19 protein-coding genes and 2 tRNA genes are annotated in these 19,760 nt (G+C 62.4%); 19 read left to right on the forward strand and 2 right to left on the reverse strand.

The window, feature by feature from the left end; all coding sequences use genetic code 11:
- Positions 1-593: 593 nt before the first annotated feature.
- The 14 genes from rpoE to nagZ all read left to right on the forward strand — a co-directional run bounded on the left by rpoE (position 594) and on the right by nagZ (position 13,126).
- Positions 594-1,193, forward strand: coding sequence for an RNA polymerase sigma factor RpoE (rpoE, locus tag BEK68_RS04090; protein ID WP_004635646.1), 600 nt, complete (start codon positions 594-596; stop codon positions 1,191-1,193).
- Between the two features lie 106 nt (positions 1,194-1,299).
- Positions 1,300-1,932, forward strand: coding sequence for a sigma-E factor negative regulatory protein (locus BEK68_RS04095; protein WP_012435227.1), 633 nt, complete (start codon positions 1,300-1,302; stop codon positions 1,930-1,932).
- Between the two features lie 11 nt (positions 1,933-1,943).
- Entirely contained in the window at positions 1,944-3,041 is a 1,098-nt protein-coding gene (locus BEK68_RS04100) for a MucB/RseB C-terminal domain-containing protein (protein WP_012435228.1), read from the forward strand.
- Positions 3,042-3,124: 83 nt separating this feature from the next.
- Positions 3,125-4,636 (forward strand): DegQ family serine endoprotease, encoded by a 1,512-nt coding sequence (locus BEK68_RS04105; RefSeq protein WP_004635640.1) that lies wholly within the window; start codon positions 3,125-3,127, stop codon positions 4,634-4,636.
- Positions 4,633-4,908 (forward strand): glutaredoxin family protein, encoded by a 276-nt coding sequence (locus tag BEK68_RS04110; protein ID WP_012435229.1) that lies wholly within the window; start codon positions 4,633-4,635, stop codon positions 4,906-4,908. The genes BEK68_RS04105 and BEK68_RS04110 overlap by 4 nt, the downstream gene beginning before the upstream one ends.
- A 217-nt stretch (positions 4,909-5,125) precedes the next feature.
- Positions 5,126-6,925 (forward strand): translation elongation factor 4, encoded by a 1,800-nt coding sequence (gene lepA, locus BEK68_RS04115; protein ID WP_012435230.1) that lies wholly within the window; start codon positions 5,126-5,128, stop codon positions 6,923-6,925.
- A 30-nt stretch (positions 6,926-6,955) separates the two neighbouring features.
- On the forward strand, positions 6,956-7,849 hold the full coding sequence (gene lepB / locus BEK68_RS04120; RefSeq protein ID WP_004635634.1) for a signal peptidase I: 894 nt from the start codon (positions 6,956-6,958) through the stop codon (positions 7,847-7,849).
- A 62-nt stretch (positions 7,850-7,911) separates the two neighbouring features.
- Positions 7,912-8,280, forward strand: a complete 369-nt coding sequence (locus BEK68_RS04125) for a DUF4845 domain-containing protein (RefSeq protein ID WP_012435231.1) — start codon at positions 7,912-7,914, stop codon at positions 8,278-8,280.
- Between the two features lies 1 nt (position 8,281).
- Positions 8,282-9,052: a ribonuclease III gene (gene rnc / locus BEK68_RS04130; protein ID WP_004635630.1), complete on the forward strand. Its 771-nt coding sequence runs from the start codon at positions 8,282-8,284 to the stop codon at positions 9,050-9,052.
- 8 nt (positions 9,053-9,060) lie between these two features.
- Positions 9,061-9,999 (forward strand): GTPase Era, encoded by a 939-nt coding sequence (gene era, locus BEK68_RS04135; RefSeq protein WP_004635627.1) that lies wholly within the window; start codon positions 9,061-9,063, stop codon positions 9,997-9,999.
- A 31-nt stretch (positions 10,000-10,030) separates the two neighbouring features.
- Positions 10,031-10,852: a DNA repair protein RecO gene (gene recO / locus BEK68_RS04140; RefSeq protein ID WP_012435232.1), complete on the forward strand. Its 822-nt coding sequence runs from the start codon at positions 10,031-10,033 to the stop codon at positions 10,850-10,852.
- On the forward strand, positions 10,849-11,640 hold the full coding sequence (pdxJ, locus tag BEK68_RS04145) for a pyridoxine 5'-phosphate synthase (protein WP_012435233.1): 792 nt from the start codon (positions 10,849-10,851) through the stop codon (positions 11,638-11,640). The genes recO and pdxJ overlap by 4 nt, the downstream gene beginning before the upstream one ends.
- Complete coding sequence (gene acpS / locus BEK68_RS04150; protein WP_012435234.1) at positions 11,637-12,080, forward strand: holo-ACP synthase; 444 nt, start codon at positions 11,637-11,639, stop codon at positions 12,078-12,080. Before pdxJ ends, acpS begins: the two co-directional genes overlap by 4 nt.
- Positions 12,077-13,126, forward strand: coding sequence for a beta-N-acetylhexosaminidase (gene nagZ / locus BEK68_RS04155; RefSeq protein WP_004635611.1), 1,050 nt, complete (start codon positions 12,077-12,079; stop codon positions 13,124-13,126). Before acpS ends, nagZ begins: the two co-directional genes overlap by 4 nt.
- 75 nt (positions 13,127-13,201) lie before the next feature.
- Here nagZ and efp read toward each other — a convergent pair whose 3' ends face one another.
- Together efp and earP are read right to left on the reverse strand one after the other, a co-directional pair.
- Complete coding sequence (efp, locus tag BEK68_RS04160) at positions 13,202-13,771, reverse strand: elongation factor P (protein WP_024542043.1); 570 nt, start codon at positions 13,769-13,771, stop codon at positions 13,202-13,204.
- A 122-nt stretch (positions 13,772-13,893) separates the two neighbouring features.
- Complete coding sequence (gene earP / locus BEK68_RS04165) at positions 13,894-15,087, reverse strand: elongation factor P maturation arginine rhamnosyltransferase EarP (RefSeq protein ID WP_012435235.1); 1,194 nt, start codon at positions 15,085-15,087, stop codon at positions 13,894-13,896.
- A gap of 92 nt (positions 15,088-15,179) precedes the next feature.
- On the opposite strand from earP, the gene uvrC reads away from it, so the two are divergent.
- The 5 genes from uvrC (at position 15,180) to BEK68_RS04190 (ending at position 19,555) form a co-directional block, all read left to right on the forward strand.
- Positions 15,180-17,153: an excinuclease ABC subunit UvrC gene (gene uvrC, locus BEK68_RS04170; RefSeq protein ID WP_012435236.1), complete on the forward strand. Its 1,974-nt coding sequence runs from the start codon at positions 15,180-15,182 to the stop codon at positions 17,151-17,153.
- A gap of 67 nt (positions 17,154-17,220) precedes the next feature.
- A complete protein-coding gene (gene pgsA / locus BEK68_RS04175) occupies positions 17,221-17,796 on the forward strand; it encodes a CDP-diacylglycerol--glycerol-3-phosphate 3-phosphatidyltransferase (protein WP_004635606.1) in 576 nt (191 codons plus the stop codon).
- A 136-nt stretch (positions 17,797-17,932) separates the two neighbouring features.
- Positions 17,933-18,008 (forward strand) — tRNA-Gly (locus tag BEK68_RS04180).
- A gap of 92 nt (positions 18,009-18,100) precedes the next feature.
- Positions 18,101-18,174: transfer RNA gene (locus BEK68_RS04185), tRNA-Cys, on the forward strand.
- Positions 18,175-18,496: 322 nt separating this feature from the next.
- Positions 18,497-19,555, forward strand: a complete 1,059-nt coding sequence (locus BEK68_RS04190; RefSeq protein ID WP_012435237.1) for an MFS transporter — start codon at positions 18,497-18,499, stop codon at positions 19,553-19,555.
- Positions 19,556-19,760: the final 205 nt, after the last annotated feature.

The following is a 19,760-nucleotide window of genomic DNA, read 5'->3' on the forward strand; positions in this document are numbered from 1 at the left end:
CGGCTCGTAGCCTCACGGCGCGAGCGGCTTCGTTGTTGCCTTGGTCGTCCAGAATATTGTTTTCCCAGCGTCGTACCGGCGGTTGTGCGCGATCAGTCGATGCGGAATGGTGGCCCTTGTCTGCACAGTTGTGTTCTGGGCGATCAAAACGTGGGGCGCCGCGTTGCCTTTGGCTACCTGGGCGGTCATCAGCGGGCTGGCGATGGCTGCCAGCCTTCCTTTGATAGTGAATCGTTCGCCGCTCGCAATGGAACTGATGTGGCGCGCTCGTCTCAAAGAAGACGGAGAACCGGGCCAAGCCTCTTGGCAGGTTCGGTTGAAAGCGCCACAAGCTGTCCGAAATGCGCCTTTGCTATGGTCATGGCCGCTCGGCGAGCGTGTCTTGATCCTTGGGGTCGCGCGTCATGGATGGTGTCCGCAGATTTTTGTGCTGATGCCTCCGTGGTTTTCGGCCGGGACGCTACGTCGTATGCGAAGTCTGTTACGCCTGGGGCCGCCGCGGGTGGTTTCCCAGGCGTCCGGTGTGTCGTAGGTAAAATACAACGTTTCCAAGTCACAAAAATTCAAGGCGATACACTGCAGGTGAAGAATCCGTGAGCGAACGCGAAGCCGACCAGATCCTCGTCGAGCGCGTCCAGCAAGGCGACAAGCGAGCGTTTGAACTGCTGGTGGTCAAGTACCACCGGAAGATCATTCGGCTCGTCTCGCGCCTGATCCGTGACCCGGCCGAAGTCGAGGATGTGGCACAGGATGCCTTTATCAAGGCCTACCGTGCGTTGCCCCAGTTCCGGGGAGAATCCGCGTTCTATACGTGGCTGTATCGCATCGCCGTCAACACGGCCAAGAATTACCTGGCGACTCAGGGCCGGCGCCCGGAATCGTCCAGCGACATCGATACCGAAGAGGCTGAAACTTTTGCCGACGGTGAGCTACTAAGGGATATCAATACGCCGGACTCCATGCTGCACACCAAGCAGGTGGCCGAAACGGTCAACCGCGCAATGGAAGCGCTGCCCGAAGAATTGCGTACCGCAATCACACTCCGGGAGATCGAGGGTCTGAGCTATGAGGAAATCGCCGAAGCGATGGAATGCCCGATCGGCACAGTCCGATCCCGCATTTTCCGGGCGCGCGAGGCGATTGCCGAGAAATTGCGCCCCCTGCTGGGAACAGTGGAGGGCAAACGGTGGTAGCCAGCCGATATGACAAGCCGGCGGCCCATGCGGCTGCAAACGGTGAAACCTCGGGAAGTCTTCTCTCGGATCGTTGATTGGACGTTGGAGTTTTTGGGGTCGGGAAATGGGTCAGGCTCAATTGCAAACGGCAGAAGCGGAGTTCGCACAACGCATCTCTGCCTTGATGGACGGTGAGGTTGCGGCGCACGAAGTGCCGGCTGCCGTGGAACTCGCCAAGGAAGGCGAGGGTGCGGCGCATTGGCGAGAATATCAACTGATCGGCGACGTGCTCCGGTCAGAAGATCTGCTGAACACGCATTCCTCGGAAGATTTCCTCCGCCGGTTCTCGGCCAAGCTCGACGCCGAGCCTCATCTGCTGGTACCGGCTGTAGCGCAGCGTGCGAAAACCCAAGAGAGGCACCGTTTCCTGGTCAGCCCCGCTTGGGTCCGACGGATCATGCCTACAACCGCAGTGGCGGCGGCAGTGGCGGCCGTTAGCTGGGTCGTCGTTCCGCAACTGCGCGGACCTGCGGATGGTGCGGAAGGCTCTCCCGCACTGGTCGCCAAGGCGACGCAAGGTGCCGGCGCGCAGGCGCTAACTGTGGCGGCAGCTGACAATACGCCGATGATCCGCGACGCCCGGCTGGACGAATACCTGAGCGCCCACAGGCAATCTGCGACCAACGGGATGGTAGTTCCGTATCTGCGCGCAGTGGCCAATGGGGTGGCGAACACCCAGGACTCCAATCAGGAATAATGCGGGCATCCATGTCGAAGGTGTGGCACCCCGTTGCCGGGGCAGGCGCCCGCAAACTGCAGGCCGTTCGTCGGTCGGTTTTTCTTCTTCTGTGTGTTTCGGCGCTGGCGACAGCTGCTCCGCCACAGCCTGATCCCATGCCGCGCAAGGAGGCTGCCTCCTGGCTGGCGAAAATCCATCGCGCGGCGCTCAAGCAGAACTATGTCGGCACGCTCACGTATCAGCGTGGCACCGGCATGCACTCCACCCGCATCCAGCATTACGCTGATCTTTTCAATAACGAGTACGAGCGCGTCGAAGCGCTGGACGGCAAGCAGCGCGAAACGCTGCGCCAGAATGACGTCGTGCGGAACCTGATTTACGACGTCAAACTCGTGGTGACAGAGAAGCAGGAACACAAGGACAGCTTCCCCGCGCTGCTCGCCACCACCAATGGCGATGTGCTCGACCAGTACGACATGCGGCACCTGCCGACCGAGCGCGTCGCGGGCATGGATTGCGAAGTCTTCCAGCTTGATCCGAAGGACGGCTACCGCTACGCCTACCGCATCTGGGCGGAGCGCAACAGTGGTTTGCTGATGCGCGCCCAGACCATCGGTGAAGATGGCAAGGTGCTTGAACAGGTTGCCTTCTCGCAAGTCGAGTTGGGTGTGCCGTCGGAGAAACAGAGGATCGTCGCTGCGTTCAAGAACCTGAACGGGTGGAATCAATACGAGATCGTGACGCAGCCGACCAATCTGGCCGAGCAAGGCTGGACGATTGGCAACCCCGTCAAGGGCTTCCAGAAGATCCGCGAGGTGCGCCGTCCGCTGGGCGATATTGCGCCGGCCGGCAAGAACAGTTCCGGCTTCGAGGTCCAGCAGGTCGTGTTTAGTGACGGGTTGGCAGGGCTGTCGCTCTTTATCGAGCCGGTATCGGAAAAGCGCACCCGCCGCGAAGGCTTCATCTCGCAAGGCGCTACACATGTGATGGTGCGACGTGTTGCCGATTTCTGGTTGACGATCGTAGGCGAAGTCCCGTTTGCAACCATCAAGCAGTTTGGCGCAGCGGTCGACTACAAGCCGGTGTCCGCCAACGCAACCAACAGGCCGGCCAGCGCGCCGCAGTAGCCGCAGAGCTGGCATCTGTCTTGGGTGCGCGGCGTTGCTGCGCAGTGCCATTTCTCTATCTGTCCTTGTTCCGGGGAGCTTTCATGTGTACCGCTCGATCCATTTACGCCTTGCGTCTGCTATGCGTTGCCGCCGCTGTGGCGGTTGGGAGCGCGCTGGTGCCGGCCCACGCGCAGAATGCCACGGGCAGCGTGGCCACGGCCACGTATGGCCTGCCCGATTTTGCCGATCTGGTTGAGAAGGTCAGTCCTGCCGTTGTCAACATCCGCACGACCGAAAAGGTCCGTATGCAGCAGGGTGGTCCGAATGATGACGACATGGCTGAATTTTTCCGCCGCTTCTTCGGTGTACCGATGCCGGGCATGCCCGGGCAGGGCCAGAAGCGCCGCAACGCGCCGCCGCAACAGGAAGAGGAACAGAGCCGCGGCGTTGGTTCCGGCTTCATCATCTCGGGCGACGGCTACATCCTGACCAACGCGCATGTGGTGGAAGGCGCGGAAACCATCTACGTCACGCTGATCGACAAACGCGAGTACAAAGCCAAGCTGATCGGCCTGGACAAACGCACCGATGTGGCCCTCGTCAAGGTCGAAGCGAGTGCTCTGCCGAGCCTGAAGCTGGGCGATTCCGACAAGGTGCGCGTGGGCGAGTGGGTGCTCGCGATCGGTTCTCCGTTTGGCCTGGACAATACGGTTACGGCGGGCATTGTGTCGGCCAAGGGGCGCGATACAGGCGACTATCTGCCGTTCATTCAATCCGACGTGGCCGTCAACCCAGGCAACTCGGGCGGCCCGCTGATCAACCTGCGCGGCGAGGTGATCGGCATCAACAACCAGATCTACAGCCAAAGCGGCGGCTACATGGGCATCTCGTTCTCGATCCCGATCGACGAGGCGATGCGAGTGGCTGAGCAGTTGAAGGCGACGGGACGCGTGACACGCGGCCGCATCGGTGTGGCAATCGACAACGTGCCGAAGGATGCAGCGGAGTCGCTGGGTCTGGGCCGTGCGCGTGGCGCCTATGTCGGCAATGTCGAATCGGGCGGTCCGGCGGACAAGGCAGGCATCGAGGCAGGTGACATCGTCTTGAAGTACAACGGCCGCGATGTCGAGAAGGCGGGTGACCTGCAGCGCCAGGTCGGCGAGACCAAGCCGGGAACGCGCGCCACCGTGCAGGTCTGGCGCAAGGGCGCAACGCGCGATCTGGCCGTGACGGTCGCCGAGTTGCAGGCCGACACGAAGGTGGCGCAGCGTACCAAGGGCGCGCAGCCCGATAACAGCCAGCAGGGCCCGGGCAAGCCGAACGCGCTGGGGCTCGTGGTGGCTGACTTGTCCGACGGCGCGCGTCGCGAATTCAAGACCAAGAGTGGCGTTGAAGTGCAGGTCTCTGAAGGGCCGGCGGCGCGTGTCGGCATTCGACCGGGCGACCTGATCCTGCGTGTCGGTGATACCGATGTCACCAACGCCAAGCAGTTCAACGAGGTGGTTGCCAAGCTTGATAAGAACCGCATGGTTGCGGTGTTCGTCCGCCGTGGCGATGCCACCCAGGTGGTGACGCTGCGCCCGAGCGCCGCCCGTTCGGGTGGTGGTCAGTGATCCAACTGACGCTCTACGGCCGCACGTACTGCCATTTGTGCGAGGACATGAAGAACGCGCTGGAGCTGCTCCGGCGCGGTTTTTCTTTTGTGCTGCACGAAGTGGACGTCGACAGCGATCCGGCGCTGGAAGCGCGGTTTGACGAGTTGGTGCCGGTGCTGATGACGGGCGCTCCGGAAACCTCACCGGAAGATGCACGTGAGCTGTGCCACTACTTTCTCGATGTGCCGGCCGTGCAGGCGTGGCTCGCAGCGCAGACTGCGCACAACTGACGCGACGCCGCTGCCGCAAAAAGAGGCGCGGGGAGCCCTCTGAAATCCGGTAAAATCGCCTGTTAGCGCCGATTTTTGCACTGCACGATTATTGTGCCGCAACTTCGGCTTTGAACCCAATACCTCCCGCCGACGCCGCCAACGCGCGCCGGCCATGCCGGACCCGCCTCGCGCGCCCGGCAGACGCGCCCGGGATGGGCGCTTTTCGACGCATTCGATGGACAATATCCGTAATTTCTCGATCATCGCCCACATCGACCACGGCAAATCGACGCTGGCCGATCGCATCATCCAGTTGTGTGGCGGGCTCTCCGACCGCGAGATGGAAGCCCAGGTGCTGGACTCGATGGACATCGAGAAGGAGCGCGGCATCACGATCAAGGCGCAGACCGCCGCGTTGTCCTACAAGGCGCGGGATGGCAAGGTCTATAACCTCAACCTGATCGACACCCCGGGGCACGTCGACTTCAGCTACGAAGTCAGCCGCTCGCTGTCCGCGTGCGAAGGCGCTCTGCTGGTGGTCGATGCTTCCCAGGGTGTGGAAGCGCAAACCGTCGCCAACTGTTACACCGCCATTGAGCTGGGCGTGGAAGTGGTGCCGGTGCTCAACAAGATTGACTTGCCTGCGGCCGATCCGGACAACGCGATTCAGGAAATCGAAGACGTCATCGGCATCGACGCTGCCGACGCGACGCGCTGCTCCGCCAAGACCGGCGAGGGCGTGGCCGACGTGCTGGAAGCGCTGATCGCCAAAGTACCGGCGCCGAAGGGCGACCCGGCGGCGCCGCTGCAAGCGCTGATCATCGACTCGTGGTTCGACAACTACGTCGGCGTGGTGATGCTGGTGCGCGTAGTGAACGGTACCCTGCGCGCCAAGGACAAAGTCCTGCTGATGGCGACCGGTGCGCAGCACTTGGTGGAACAGGTGGGCGTGTTCTCGCCGAAGTCGGTGCCGCGTGAGTCGTTGTCGGCAGGGCAGGTCGGCTTCGTCATCGCCGGCATCAAGGAGCTGAAGGCCGCCAAGGTGGGTGACACCATCACCCACGTCGCGCCCCGCAAGGCCGAAGCGCCGCTGCCGGGCTTCAAGGAGGTCAAGCCGCAGGTGTTTGCCGGTCTGTATCCGGTGGAAGCCAATCAGTACGAAGCGCTGCGAGAATCGCTGGAAAAGCTCAAGCTCAATGACGCGTCGCTGCAATACGAGCCGGAAGTGTCGCAGGCGCTGGGCTTCGGCTTCCGCTGCGGCTTCCTGGGTCTGCTGCACATGGAGATCGTGCAGGAGCGCCTGGAGCGCGAGTTCGACATGGACCTGATCACCACTGCGCCGACGGTGGTCTATCAGGTGCAACTGCGCGACGGCACGATGGTGCAGGTGGAGAACCCCGCCAAGATGCCGGCGGACCCGAGCAAGATCGAGGCGATTCTCGAGCCGATCGTCACGGTCAATCTGTACATGCCCCAGGAGTACGTGGGCGCCGTGATTACATTGTGCGAGCAGAAGCGTGGCTCGCAGATCAACATGAGCTACCACGGCCGCCAAGTCCAGTTGACGTACGAAATCCCGATGGGCGAGATCGTGCTGGACTTCTTCGACCGGCTGAAATCTGTCTCGCGCGGTTATGCGTCGATGGACTACGAGTTCAAGGAATACCGCGTGTCGGACGTGGTCAAGGTCGACATCCTTATCAACGGCGACAAGGTCGATGCGCTGTCCATCATCGTCCACCGTTCGAACAGCACGTACCGTGGCCGTGAAGTGGCCGCCAAGATGCGCGAGATCATTCCGCGCCAGATGTACGACGTAGCGATCCAGGCAGCCATTGGCGCGAACGTGATCGCCCGCGAAAACGTCAAGGCGCTGCGCAAGAACGTGCTGGCCAAGTGCTACGGCGGTGACATCTCGCGCAAGAAGAAGCTCCTCGAAAAGCAGAAAGAGGGCAAGAAGCGCATGAAGCAGGTGGGTACCGTTGAAATTCCGCAAGAGGCCTTCCTGGCCATCCTGCGCGTCGAAGAAAAATAATCCAGACATCGCTCGGACGATCTCTCATCCATGAACTTCGCCCTGATTCTGTTTGTTCTCGTCGTCCTCACTGGTATCGCGTGGGTGGCTGACAAGCTCGTGTTCCAGCGCCAGCGTCAGGCGGCTGCGGCCACGGCGCTGGCTGAATTCGACGCTCGCGCGCAGGTGCAGGCGCAGTACGGCGGTGGCGGCGACATCGGTGCCGCGCGTTTGCAACTGGCTGAAGACAAGTTGCGCCAGCCGTGGTGGCTCGAGTACACCGCCAGCTTCTTCCCGGTGATCGCCGCGGTGTTCCTGCTGCGCTCGTTCGTGATCGAGCCGTTCAAGATTCCGTCGGGATCGATGATTCCGACGCTGCAGATCGGCGATTTCATCCTGGTCAACAAGTACACGTATGGCATTCGTTTGCCGATCGTGAACAAGAAGATCGTCGAACTCAATCAACCGCAACGTGGCGACGTGATGGTCTTTCGCTATCCGAAAGACGAGTCGATGGACTACATCAAGCGCGTGATCGGCGTGCCCGGCGACGTGGTGAAGTATGACAACAAGCGCCTGACCGTGAACGGCCAGCCGGCAACCTACGCGCCGCAGTCCGATTACCTTGATGGCGAGCGCCTGACGTACTCGAAGCAGTACCAGGAGACGCTGGGGAACGTGACGCACAACATCCTGAACGATGCCGACCGCCCGGCCTATGTCTCCGGTCCGGATGATTTTCCGTTCCGCGAAAACTGCACTTACAATCAGACCGGCTTCACCTGCAAGGTACCTGCAGGTCACTATTTTATGATGGGCGATAATCGCGACAACAGCGCGGACTCCCGCTATTGGGGCTTCGTGCCGGACAAGAACATCGTCGGGAAAGCGTTCTTCATCTGGATGAACCTGGGTGACCTGAAGCGGATCGGTGGTTTCCATTGATCCCGTAAGTGAAGCAAAAATCTCTTATTGAAACTCGGCAATTGCAAAACGGGGGAAATGCAATGCGGATTCGTCAGGCCGGTCTGAAACGCCCGTCGCGCGGGATTACGATGTTTGGCATGCTGATCGGCATCATCGTGCTGATTACGTTTGTGCTGCCGGCCATTCGGTCTGTGCCGAGCCTGATGGAATACCAGGCCATCACACGTGCTGTTAAGCAGGCGCGCGAGCGTGCGAGCACGCGCGAAGAGGTGGCCAGCGCCTTTGACAAGCAAGCCGCGATCGATGACATCACTTCGATCAAGGGTGAAGATCTGGAAGTGCTGGACGGCGGTGGCTCCATCCAGGCGGTGCGTTTCTCGTACAAGCGCGAGATCCCCTTGTATGGCCCCATCGGTCTGGTGATCACCTATTCGGGGACCCAGCGTTGACATGAGTTTGGATGCGCTACAGCAACGTCTTGGCTACCGCTTCAGCAAACCGGAGTTGCTGCAGCAGGCGCTCACCCATCGCAGCCACAGCGCGATGCATAACGAGCGCCTGGAATTTCTTGGCGATTCGATCCTGAATTGCGCCGTCGCTGACATGCTCTACGGCATGTTCGGCAAGCTGGACGAGGGCGATCTGTCGCGCGTGCGGGCCAATCTGGTCAAGCAACAGGCGCTGTACGAGATCGCGCAGATGCTGCAGTTGCCCGATGCCCTGCGTTTGGGCGAAGGCGAGTTGAAAAGCGGAGGTTTCCGCCGCCCATCTATCCTGGCCGATGCGCTGGAAGCGATTTTCGGGGCGGTGTTTCTCGACGGTGGCTTCGATGCAGCCCGCACGCTGATTCGCAAGCTGTACATCCCCATCCTCGAGCAGGTGGACCCGCGCACGCTCGGCAAGGACGCCAAGACGCTGTTGCAGGAGTACCTCCAAGGTCACAAGATCGCGTTGCCGCTGTACACGGTGGTGGCCACCCACGGCGCGGCGCATAATCAGCAATTCGAGGTCGAGTGCTCGATTCCCAAGCTGGAGATTCGCGTCTCCGGCAGCGGGGCATCGCGGCGCGCGGCCGAACAGTCGGCGGCCAAGCTGGCCCTGGATGAAGCGCATCGCCTGGTGCCGCAGCTCGTCAAGCGCAGCCGCGCCGAGCGCACCGGCAAGACGCGCAAGCAGGCCACGCCGCCCGATCCGCAGTTGTCTCTCAGGTTGAAGGAATAATCAGGTAAATGAGCGACACCCCATTGCAGCCTCCGCAGCCAGAATCTGGCGTGCCGGAGGGGTTCCGCTGCGGCATGGTCGCCATTGTTGGGCGGCCGAACGTCGGCAAATCCACGCTGATGAACGCCCTCGTGGGCCAGAAAGTCAGCATCACATCGCGCAAGGCGCAGACCACGCGCCACCGCATCACTGGCATTCAGACGACGGATGACGCGCAGTTCGTCTTCGTCGATACGCCGGGCTTCCAGACGCGTCACGCCACCGCGCTGAACCGGTCGCTGAACCGCGCGGTCACGTCCACGCTCACGTCGGTGGATGCCGTGTTGTTCGTGGTCGAAGCCGGCCGCTATGGCCCGGACGACGAGAAGGTGCTCTCGCTGCTGCCGCGCGAGACGCCCGTGATCCTGATCGTCAATAAGGTCGACCGGCTCGATGCGTACACGCGCGCCGAGATGGTCGCCGTGTTCCTGCAGGACATGGCACAGGTGTTTCCGTTTGCCGAAATCGTGCCGATGTCGGCCAAGAATCGCGACGACATCGACCGCTTGCTCGGCATCGTGCGCCCGTACCTGCCGGAAGGCGAACCGATGTACGACCCGGAAGCGCTGACCGATCGCAGCGAGCGCTTCCTGGCCGCCGAAATTGTTCGTGAGAAGGTCTTCCGCTGGACTGGCGACGAGTTACCGTATTCCAGCACCGTCATCGTCGACAAATTCGAAACCGAAGGTCGCCTGCGCCGCGTGTTCGTGACCATTCTGGTCGATCGCGATGCCCACAAGGCGATGATCATCGGTGCGAAGGGCGCCAAGCTCAAGCAGATCTCCACCGAAGCCCGCATGGACATGGAAAAGCTGTTCGACGGCAAGGTGTATCTGGAGGTCTGGATCAAGGTCAAGAGCGGTTGGGCCGACAACGAAGCCGGCCTGCGCGCCTACGGCTACGAATAACCACCTAGCCGGGCCACTCTACACACGTTCGATGGCGGGACGATCCGATCCGATTCCGGACGAGGCCGCGGAATGGCTGGCCGAGGAGGGCGTTGCCGGCGCCGCGCCGCGCAGGAGCTTTCCTGCCGGGCGTTCCGAAACACGTGTTGCTGCGCAGCCGGCCTTCGTGCTGCACAGTTATCCGTATCGGGAAACCAGCCTCATCATCGACGTCTTCACGCCGGACTACGGGCGCATGGCGCTGGTCGCCAAGGGGGCCAAGCGTCCGCATTCGGCGTTGCGTGCGGTGTTGCAGACGTTCCAGCCGCTGTCGCTGTCCTGGAGCGGTCGCGGTGATGTGCGCACGCTGACTCGCGCCGAGTGGGTGGGCGGCATGTTGCCGCTGGGCGGCGAGGGGCTGCTATCCGGGTTCTATCTGAACGAACTGCTCGTCAAGTTCGTCGCCCGCGAAGACGGCCATCCGGTACTGTTCGCGCATTACGTCGAAACACTCAATAAGCTTGCCCATGGCGAACCCGCGGCCTTCACGCTGCGGGCGTTCGAACGTGTGCTGCTGCGTGAGACCGGCTTTGCCGCGCAGCTCGATCGCTGCATCGACGGCGAACCCGTGCAGGCCGACGCCGAATACGTCTATCACCCCGAGCGCGGCATCCGGCGGACGCTTCCCAGCGATCCATCGTCCTGGCCTGTGTTGCGCGGCCAGACGCTGATCGACATGGAACACGACGATTACGCCTCGCGCCCCACGACCGCGCAGCAAAGCCGCAGCCTGATGCGTTTCCTGCTGCATTATCATTTGCATGGCACGCCGCTTTCGACGCGCCAGATCCTGATCGACTTGCAGAAACTATGATCTTTCATGCCTCGCCGGGAATCATCGACCTGGGCATCAATATCGACCACGTCGCCACGCTGCGCAACGCGCGCGGCACCACCTACCCGGACCCGATCGCCGCGGCGCTGTTGGCCGAAGAAGCCGGCGCCGATCTCATTACCCTGCACCTGCGCGAAGATCGCCGCCACATCAAGGACGCCGATGTGCGCGCGCTGCGGCCGCAACTGCGCACCCGCATGAACCTGGAGTGCGCCGTCACGCAGGAGATGCTCGACATCGCGTGCGATATCGGCCCCCAAGACGTCTGCCTCGTGCCCGAGCGCCGTCAGGAAGTGACCACCGAAGGCGGCCTGGACGTGGTGGGCGGTTTTGCCAAGGTGCAAGCCGCTTGTAAGCAGCTGGCCGATGCGGGCATCCGCGTGTCGCTGTTCATCGATCCGGATGCGGCACAGATCGAGGCGGCCGCCGCTGCCGGTGCTCCCGTCATCGAACTGCATACGGGCCGCTATGCCGAAGCGACCGACGATGCTGAGCTGCGGGCGGAACTCGTCCGCATCGAGACCGCGGTGGAAGAGGGCATCCGCTGGGGCGTGCGTGTGAACGCTGGCCACGGCCTCCACTACACGAACGTGCAGCCGATCGCGGCCATCGCCGGCATTCATGAACTCAACATCGGCCACGCCGTCGTTGCGCATGCGGTGTTTGCCGGGTGGCAGAACGCGGTGCGCGAGATGAAGGCGATCATGGTTGCGGCTCGGCTGTCGTCCACGACCCCGGCGGCCGCACACCCGGGCGTGCCTGTATGAGCGGACGGGGCGCAGCCGCCTCGGTGTCCGGTGCGATTTACGGCATCGGCACCGACATCATCCAGATCGAGCGCGTCGAAGGCGTGATGCAGCGGACCAACGGCCGCTTCGCCGAAAAGGTGCTGGGCCCCGAAGAGCTGCGCGTCTACCATGCCCGCAAGGCGCGCTCTGAGCGGCGGGGCCTTGCGTTTCTTGCCACGCGCTTTGCCGCCAAGGAAGCCGTGTCCAAGGCCATCGGCCTGGGCATGCGCTGGCCGATGACGTGGCGTGCGGTACAGACGCTGAACTTGCCATCCGGCCAACCGGTGGTGCACTACAGCGGTGAACTGGCCGACTGGATCGCGCAGCATGGCCTTCATATCCAGATCAGTGTGACGGACGAGCGCGACTACGCAGTCGCCTTCGCCGTTGCCGAGTTGCAAACCAAATCCTCCGCATGACTCAAACCAAGAAGCAGAAGCGTCCAGGCCCGATCGTTCTGGATGTTGCCGGCCTGGAACTCGGCCTCGACGATGTTCGACGCATTGCCCATCCATTGACGGGCGGCGTGATCCTGTTTGCCCGCAACTTTGAATCGCGCGCGCAGTTGACGGCGCTCACGCAAGCCATTCGCGCCATTCGTAATGACGTGCTGATTTGCATCGACCACGAAGGCGGTCGCGTGCAGCGCGCCAAGACCGACGGTTTCACGCACCTGCCCGCCATGGGCGCGCTGGGCAAGCTATGGGACGCCGATGTGCTGGCCGCCACGCGCGCTGCCACCGCCTGCGGCTACGTGCTGGCCGCTGAACTGAGGGCGTGCGATATCGACCTCAGCTTCACGCCCGTGCTCGATCTCGACTACGGCAGCAGCAGCGTGATCGGCGATCGCGCGTTTCATCGCGACCCGCGGGTGGTTACGATGCTTGCCAACCACCTGACGCTGGGCCTGCGCCTGGCTGGCATGTCCAACTGCGGCAAGCATTTCCCCGGTCACGGCTACGTCCAGGCTGATTCGCACGTCGCCGTGCCGGTGGACGAGCGTCCGCTGGAGGCCATCCTCGCTGACGACGCGCAGCCTTACGGCTGGATGGGCATCGGCCTGCAATCCGTGATGCCGGCGCACGTGATTTATTCAGCGGTCGATCCGAACCCGGCAGGCTTCTCTCGCTTCTGGCTGCAGGACATGCTGCGCGCGCATTTCAACTTTGACGGCGTGATCTTCAGCGATGACCTGAGCATGGAAGGCGCGAGCGTTGCCGGCACGGTGGTCGACGGTGCGCGAGCAGCGCTCACGGCCGGCTGCGACATGGTGCTGATCTGTAATGCGCCGGACAAGGCCGATCAATTGCTCGGCGAGCTGGACGTGTCGATGGGCAAGGCATCGCAGCGGCGCGTGCGCCGGCTGTTTGGCGGCCGGGCCGAGAAGGACTGGGCCAAGTTGCAGCAGCAATCGGCCTACAAGCAGGCGCTGCGTACGTTGCGCGAGGCGAAACTCATCGCGTAGCGCCAAAACGCAAAAACGCGATCGCAAAAGAAAAGGCTCCCGAGGGAGCCTTTCTGCTTGCTGCGACGCCAGCTCTTACTTGGCGCGGCTGCGGTACTCGTCGGTACGCGTGTCGATTTCGATCTTCTCGCCGATGTTGCAGAACAGCGGGACCATGATCGTGAATTCTTCGTTGTCGTTGATGCGAGCCGCCTTCAGAACCTTACCCGACGACGTGTCGCCCTTGACAGCCGGTTCGGTGTAGACGATTTCGCGGACAACCGTGGTCGGCAGTTCCACCGAGATGGCGTTCTCGTTGTAGAACGTCACTTCGACCTTCATGCCGTCTTGCAGGTAGTTCAACGCGCTGCCCATGGCGGCGGGCTCAACGTTGTATTGTTCGTAGGTGACCGGATCCATGAACACGTACATCGTGCCGTCGAAGTAGGAGTACTCGGCTTCCTTCTTCTCCAGGATGACCTGGTCCATCTTGTCGTCGGCGTTGAACACCGACTCGCCGCCTGCGCCGGTCAGCAGGTTCTTGTACTTCATCTTGACGACGGCGCCCGAACGGCCCGAACGGCTGTACTCGGTCTTGAGCACGACCATTGCGTCGTTGCCGATCATGAACACGTTGCCAGCGCGAAGTTCTTGCGCGATTTTCAAAGCCATTTCACATTTCCTGAGAGTAAGAGGGTTCGATGCGCGCCAAGCAACGAAGCACCGCGCGATACCCTCCGGGCCGCGCGAACCAGGTCAGAGCCGGGGGTCGCATACAGATCAGCCCGCTATTTTACCTGTTTTTCGCAAAATGCCACCAGATTCGCGGCGAGATCGCCTAGTTGCATCAAGCTTTGCTCCCAAGTGACGGCCCGTGCGCGCAGGCGAGGCGCGGCGGCTGCAAAGTCCGTCCAGTTGAGTGGCGCTGGCGCACCATTCCAGGCGTGCCAGAAGGCGATAAGCGCCTTGGCGTCGGCCTCTGCCAGAGCGGGGGTATAGCGAGCCAGAAAAGCGTCCAGTTTCGCGAGGTGTACGTCGTCGCTTTGGGGGTAGATGTGCCAGACAAACGGTTTCAGCGCCCATTGGGCACGCACGAACGAGTCTTCACCGCGCACGAAATTGATGTCGCATGCCCAGAGCAGCGGGTCGTAGTGCTCTTGCGGCACGAAAGGCACGACCGCCACGCTCAGGTTGCCGCGCGCCCATCGCGCGCCGGTTCTGGCGGCGTCGGCGTCGCCGAATAGCTCGGCGATCTGTCTGGCGGCCAGGCCCTCCGGCACCAGGCAGATCACCGGTTGGGGTGAGGCTTCCCATTGGGCGGCCAGCGTTGGCAGCGCCGAGTTGGCATAGGCGAACAGGCTGACGCGCAGGGCGTCAGGGTTGTCGCGCATCAGGTCGTCGACTCCGAGTCGGTGCCATAAGGCCTGGTGGGCGGCGGGGCTTACCTCGAACGTCTTGCGTTGCGCGCCAAGATGCGACTCCCGCAGTACGCCGCCGGTGTTGCGTGCAAAACCGGGGAAGAAGAAGTGCTTGACGAGCGGCAGTCGCAGATGTGGCGACTGCATCGCGTGATGTTCGGCAACCCAGTCCTCGGCGCTCAGGTATTCCAGGTTGATCCAAACCGGCGCCGGGCCTTGGGATGCCTGCTGGGCCATGAGCGTCTGTAGGGGCTCCGGGACGGCGCATGCGAAGGCGCCAATCACCACATCATGCAGCGCGGGATGTGCGTCGGTGGCTAGGAGGCTGGCAGCCTGGGCGTCGTCAGCCCAGTGGCGAATATCCACGCCCGAGACGCGCTGCGCATCGGCCTCTGCGTCGACAGCGGGGCAGATCTTTTCGAACGAACGGAGATCGTCCACCCACAGACGGACGGTGTGGCCGTGCTCCTGTACAAGCTGTCGAGCCAAGCGCCAGCAGACGCCAATGTCGCCATAGTTGTCGACGACGCGGCAGAAAAGATCCCAGGATGTGATGGTGCGCATGCAGGAAGGCGAGTCGGGCAGCGAAGAAGGGCGGGCCGACATTGTAGTCGGCAGCTTGTTCTACACTGACGGCCTCTGATCCAGCGAACGCCATGTCGTCCGACCCCACGCAACCCCAGCCCCCCGAGACGCCCGAGAGCGTCAAGCCCAGCGCGCCAGCGGATGTGCCCGAGTTCGATGCGAAAGCACACATCGCACGCCTGCCGAACCTGCCGGGCGTGTATCGCTACTTTGATGCGCAGGGCAACGTGCTCTATGTGGGCAAAGCGCGCGACCTCAAGAAGCGCGTGTCGAGCTACTTCAACAAGACGCTGCTTTCGCCGCGCATCGCAATGATGGTGGCGAAGATCGCGCGCATCGACACCACGGTCGTGCGCAACGAGGCCGAAGCGCTGCTGCTCGAAAACAACCTGATCAAGGCGCTGGCGCCGCGCTACAACATCCTGTTTCGCGACGACAAGTCGTATCCGTATCTCAAGCTCACGCAGCACGCGTATCCGCGCATGGCGTATTACCGCGGCGCGACCGATCGCAGGCATCAGTACTTCGGCCCATTCCCGAGCGCGCATGCCGTGCGAGAGAGCATGCAGATCCTGCAGAAGGTGTTCCAGCTACGCACGTGCGAAGACACCGTCTTCAATAACCGCACGCGGCCGTGCCTGCTGCATCAGATTCATCGTTGCAGTGGCCCGTGCGTCCAGGCGATCGGCGCAGAGGATTACGCGCGCGACGTCGCCAACGCGGCCGGTTTCCTGCAGGGCCGGCAGGACGAGGTCATGCAGACGCTTCAGGACAAGATGCAGCGCTACGCCGAGTCGCTGGAGTTCGAGCAGGCTGCCATCGTGCGCGACCAGATCGGTGCATTGTCGACGGTGCTCAAGCAGCAGTCGGTGGAAGAAGTCGGCCACGCCAGCGACATCGACATCCTGGCGGTTGCCATCAAGGGCGGCCACGCCTGCGTGAACCTCGCGATGGTGCGCGGCGGGCGCCATCTGGGCGACAAGGCTTACTTTCCCACGCACGTGGAAGAGGGCGCCGCCATTGTCGGCGTGGATGTGGAAGCCGACGGTGAGGCTGCGGCAGAAACATCACGCGATGCCGAACGCATGGCCAGCGACATCCTCGAAGCCTTCGTCGCGCAGCACTATCTCGATCAGTTTGTGCCGCCGGTGCTGGTGGTCAGCCATCAGATTCACGCAACCGAGTTGATCAACGCGCTGGCCGAGCAGGCCGGGCGCCGCGTTTCGGTTGTGCGCCAGCCGCAGGGCGGGCGCCGCGCGTGGCTGGAGATGGCGGAGAAGGGCGCCGAGCTGTCGCTGATGCGTCGCCTTTCCGAGCAAGGCAGCCAGCAGGCCCGCACACTTGCGCTGGCCGAGACCATCGGCATTGACCTGGAAGACCTTGCCGCGCTGCGCGTCGAGTGCTTCGACATCAGCCACACCGCCGGCGAGGCCACGCAAGCCTCGTGCGTGGTTTTTCACAGCCACGCCATGCAAAACAGCGAATACCGCCGCTACAACATCCAGGACATCACCCCCGGCGACGACTACGCGGCCATGCGGCAAGTCCTCACGCGCCGCTACCAGAAGATCGTCGAGCAGGCAGGCGAAGACGCGCCCAACATGCCGACCATCGTGCTGATCGACGGCGGCAAGGGGCAGGTGGAAGTCGCTCGCCAGGTTTTTGAGGAACTGGGGTTGGATATTGGATTGCTCGTCGGTGTGGCCAAGGGCGAGGGGCGCAAGGTGGGCCTCGAAACGCTGGTCTTCGCCGATGGCCGGCCGTCACTGGAGCTAGGGCAGGGCAGCGCCGCGCTGATGCTCGTCGCGCAAATTCGCGACGAAGCGCACCGCTTTGCCATCACCGGTATGCGCGCCAAGCGCGCCAAAGCGCGCAACACGTCGCGGCTGGAAGAGATCGAAGGCATCGGCGCCAAGCGCCGGCAGCGGTTGCTGGCGCGCTTTGGCGGCCTGCGCGGTGTGATGGCCGCGAGCGTCGCCGAACTCGCCACGGTGGAAGGCATCTCCCAGACCCTCGCCGAAGAAATCTACCGTCAGTTGCATTGATCGGCGACAATGCCCCATCTTGTCGCGTGGGGTCGAGCTTGCGCGGCGGTTGTCCTCTCGATTTGCCATGCCTTTCAACTTCCCGATCCTCCTGACCTGGTTGCGTGTGGCCATGATCCCGCTGGTGGTGGGCGTGTTCTACGTGCCGGACACCTGGATGGCACTGCCCGCCAAGAACCTGACGGCCGCGGTGTTCTTCATCGTAGCAAGCCTCACTGATTGGTTCGACGGCTTTCTTGCTCGCCGCTGGAACCAGACCTCTGCTTTCGGTGCCTTCCTCGATCCGGTGGCCGACAAGCTGATGGTGGCCGCCGCGCTGCTGGTGCTGCTGTCATTGGGCCGCGTGTCCGACGTCATCGCACTCGTCATCATTGGCCGCGAGATCACCATCTCCGCCCTGCGTGAGTGGATGGCGCAGATTGGCGCGTCGAAGAGCGTGGCCGTCAACTTTCTCGGCAAGCTGAAGACGACCTTCCAGATGATCGCAATTCCGCTGCTGCTGTTCGAGGGCCGCCTGTTCGGCATGATCGACGCGCAGGTGTGGGGCACATGGCTGATTTACGTGGCGGCAGTACTCACGCTGTGGTCGATGGCGTACTACATGAAGCTCGCCTGGCCGCAGATCCGCGAGCGCGCAAAATGAGCCTCTAAAAACTCTTGCGCAAAAGTATTGACGACGGCGATTCTTCTTTGCCATAATCTCGTTCTCGCGTTGCAGTGATGTGACGCAAACGGTCTGGCAGCACAAAGGTTGTACGGCAGTGCTGGTAGCCAAAAATGCGGGAATAGCTCAGTTGGTAGAGCGCAACCTTGCCAAGGTTGAGGTCGCGAGTTCGAGCCTCGTTTCCCGCTCCAATCCCGAAGGGAAGCCTTGCTTCCCTTTTTGTTTATCGGCACGGCAAATACGCGGTTCTTCATGAATTGCTACAATGCGGTGCTGAGCCCCTGGCGGGGTAGCAAAGTGGTTATGCAGCGGCCTGCAAAGCCGTGTACGCCGGTTCGATTCCGGCCTCCGCCTCCAAAAATGCGAAAAAAGCCCCGACTGGTTCGGGGCTTTTTGTTTGCATCGCCGCGATGAACTCGCTCCGAGCTCGGCCTTTTCCGCCTTGACTCTCCAGTTTGGACAACGCACCAACGCCATGTTGACACAAAGCATTGACGGCATGGCCGACCAATCCCGCCTCAGCGCAGCGGTTGCATGAGAAAACTGCGTTGACCAGGCTTATTTGGTTCTATTTTAAAACCAAGCGAGGTGGAGATATCCCGTGATTGCGCTGTGAACGGTTCGTCTACCGAGCGGGCCAACCACTTTTTCAGTGTTGCCGCATGCATGATGGGTTGGCATGCTGGCATTCTGCGCAGCGGCCAGCATATCCAACGTCTATTTCGCCCAGCCGCTGCTCGGAGCACTGGCCCGTGACTTTGCGCTCAGCGACGCATGGGTGGGCGGCATCATCGGTGCCACCCAAGTTGGTTGTGCGCTTGCTCTGGCGCTAGTCGTTCCGCTGGGCGACCGCTGGCCGTGCAAGCGAGAGCTGCTGGTGCGGCTCGTCCTGCTCACGCCGGCGCTGCTCGCGGTAGGTCTGGTGCAGGCGCACTGGTCGTTGCTGCTTGGCATGCTCTCTATCGGTTTGCTTGGCACCGCGATGACACAAGGACTGATAGCCTGCGCCGCCGTGTTGGCACCTTCGCCGGAGCGTGGTCGCGTGGTTGGCGCGGTACAGGGCGGGGTAGTTATCGGTCTTCTGTTGGCACATGCCCTGACGGGCTGGATCGCTGAAGTCGCCGGCTGGCGTGCTGTCTATGCGACGTCAGTAGGCTTCTCGGTGGCGATGCTGTGTATGCTCTGGCGCGCGTTGCCGACGCCGCCGACTGTACTTTCGCCCCCGAAATACATAGCGCTTCTGCGCTCGATGTGGCAACTCCTGATGGCCGAACCTGTTTTGCAGGGACGTGGCCTGATCGGTTTGCTGATGTTCGCGGCGTTCAATGTCTTCTGGGGCGCGATGGCGCTGGCTCTGAGTGCGCCGCCCTATGAGTTTTCGCCAGCAGGCATTGGCTCATTCGGTCTGGTTGGCGTGATTGGCGCGCTGGCGGCCGCGCGAGCGGGGCACCAGGCGGATCGCCGTTGGGCACAGGCGGCCACCGGCGTCGCGTTGGATTTGCTACTGGTAGCCTGGCTGCCGCTCGGTTTGGGGGCGCAGCATCTGGCAGGGCTGATCGTCGGTGTGGTTCTGTTGGACCTGGGTGTGCAGGCCGTGCACGTGCTCAATCAGAGGCTGATTTCTCGCTTGCGGCCGGAGGCGCACAGCCGGCTGTTTGGCGCGTACATGCTGTTCTATGCGGCGGGCAGTGGATTGGGGGCGGTGCTTTCGACGCAGGTGTATGCGTCGGCAGGATGATCAAGGATATGTCTTCTGGGGAGCAGCCCTCAGCTTGGCAGTGCTGATGTTCTGGGCGGCGACTGCGGCTTGAACGCCCGAACAAGGGCGCTGGCGGAAGGCTCGGTAGCGAGGGTTCGGGGCAGCGTATACCCGGGCGCCCTACCCGCCCGTGGGCTGGCTCCTATACTTTCTGAGAGCTCGCACCTTGTAATGGCGTGATAAA

The organism is Ralstonia pickettii (assembly GCF_001699815.1).
GTDB lineage: Bacteria > Pseudomonadota > Gammaproteobacteria > Burkholderiales > Burkholderiaceae > Ralstonia > Ralstonia thomasii.

What these genes read in the sequence shown, in the direction of transcription:
- BEK68_RS04190 (WP_012435237.1), top strand. Translation starts at nt 18,497, where the DNA reads ATGCTGGCATTCTGCGCAGCGGCCAGCATATCCAACGTCTATTTCGCC.
- lepB (WP_004635634.1), top strand. Translation starts at nt 6,956, where the DNA reads ATGAACTTCGCCCTGATTCTGTTTGTTCTCGTCGTCCTCACTGGTATC.
- uvrC (WP_012435236.1), top strand. Translation starts at nt 15,180, where the DNA reads ATGTCGTCCGACCCCACGCAACCCCAGCCCCCCGAGACGCCCGAGAGC.
- pdxJ (WP_012435233.1), top strand. Translation starts at nt 10,849, where the DNA reads ATGATCTTTCATGCCTCGCCGGGAATCATCGACCTGGGCATCAATATC.
- rnc (WP_004635630.1), top strand. Translation starts at nt 8,282, where the DNA reads ATGAGTTTGGATGCGCTACAGCAACGTCTTGGCTACCGCTTCAGCAAA.
- BEK68_RS04095 (WP_012435227.1), top strand. Translation starts at nt 1,300, where the DNA reads ATGGGTCAGGCTCAATTGCAAACGGCAGAAGCGGAGTTCGCACAACGC.
- lepA (WP_012435230.1), top strand. Translation starts at nt 5,126, where the DNA reads ATGGACAATATCCGTAATTTCTCGATCATCGCCCACATCGACCACGGC.
- recO (WP_012435232.1), top strand. Translation starts at nt 10,031, where the DNA reads ATGGCGGGACGATCCGATCCGATTCCGGACGAGGCCGCGGAATGGCTG.
- era (WP_004635627.1), top strand. Translation starts at nt 9,061, where the DNA reads ATGAGCGACACCCCATTGCAGCCTCCGCAGCCAGAATCTGGCGTGCCG.
- pgsA (WP_004635606.1), top strand. Translation starts at nt 17,221, where the DNA reads ATGCCTTTCAACTTCCCGATCCTCCTGACCTGGTTGCGTGTGGCCATG.
- BEK68_RS04125 (WP_012435231.1), top strand. Translation starts at nt 7,912, where the DNA reads ATGCGGATTCGTCAGGCCGGTCTGAAACGCCCGTCGCGCGGGATTACG.
- earP (WP_012435235.1), bottom strand. Translation starts at nt 15,087, where the DNA reads ATGCGCACCATCACATCCTGGGATCTTTTCTGCCGCGTCGTCGACAAC.
- BEK68_RS04100 (WP_012435228.1), top strand. Translation starts at nt 1,944, where the DNA reads ATGTCGAAGGTGTGGCACCCCGTTGCCGGGGCAGGCGCCCGCAAACTG.
- acpS (WP_012435234.1), top strand. Translation starts at nt 11,637, where the DNA reads ATGAGCGGACGGGGCGCAGCCGCCTCGGTGTCCGGTGCGATTTACGGC.
- nagZ (WP_004635611.1), top strand. Translation starts at nt 12,077, where the DNA reads ATGACTCAAACCAAGAAGCAGAAGCGTCCAGGCCCGATCGTTCTGGAT.
- BEK68_RS04105 (WP_004635640.1), top strand. Translation starts at nt 3,125, where the DNA reads ATGTGTACCGCTCGATCCATTTACGCCTTGCGTCTGCTATGCGTTGCC.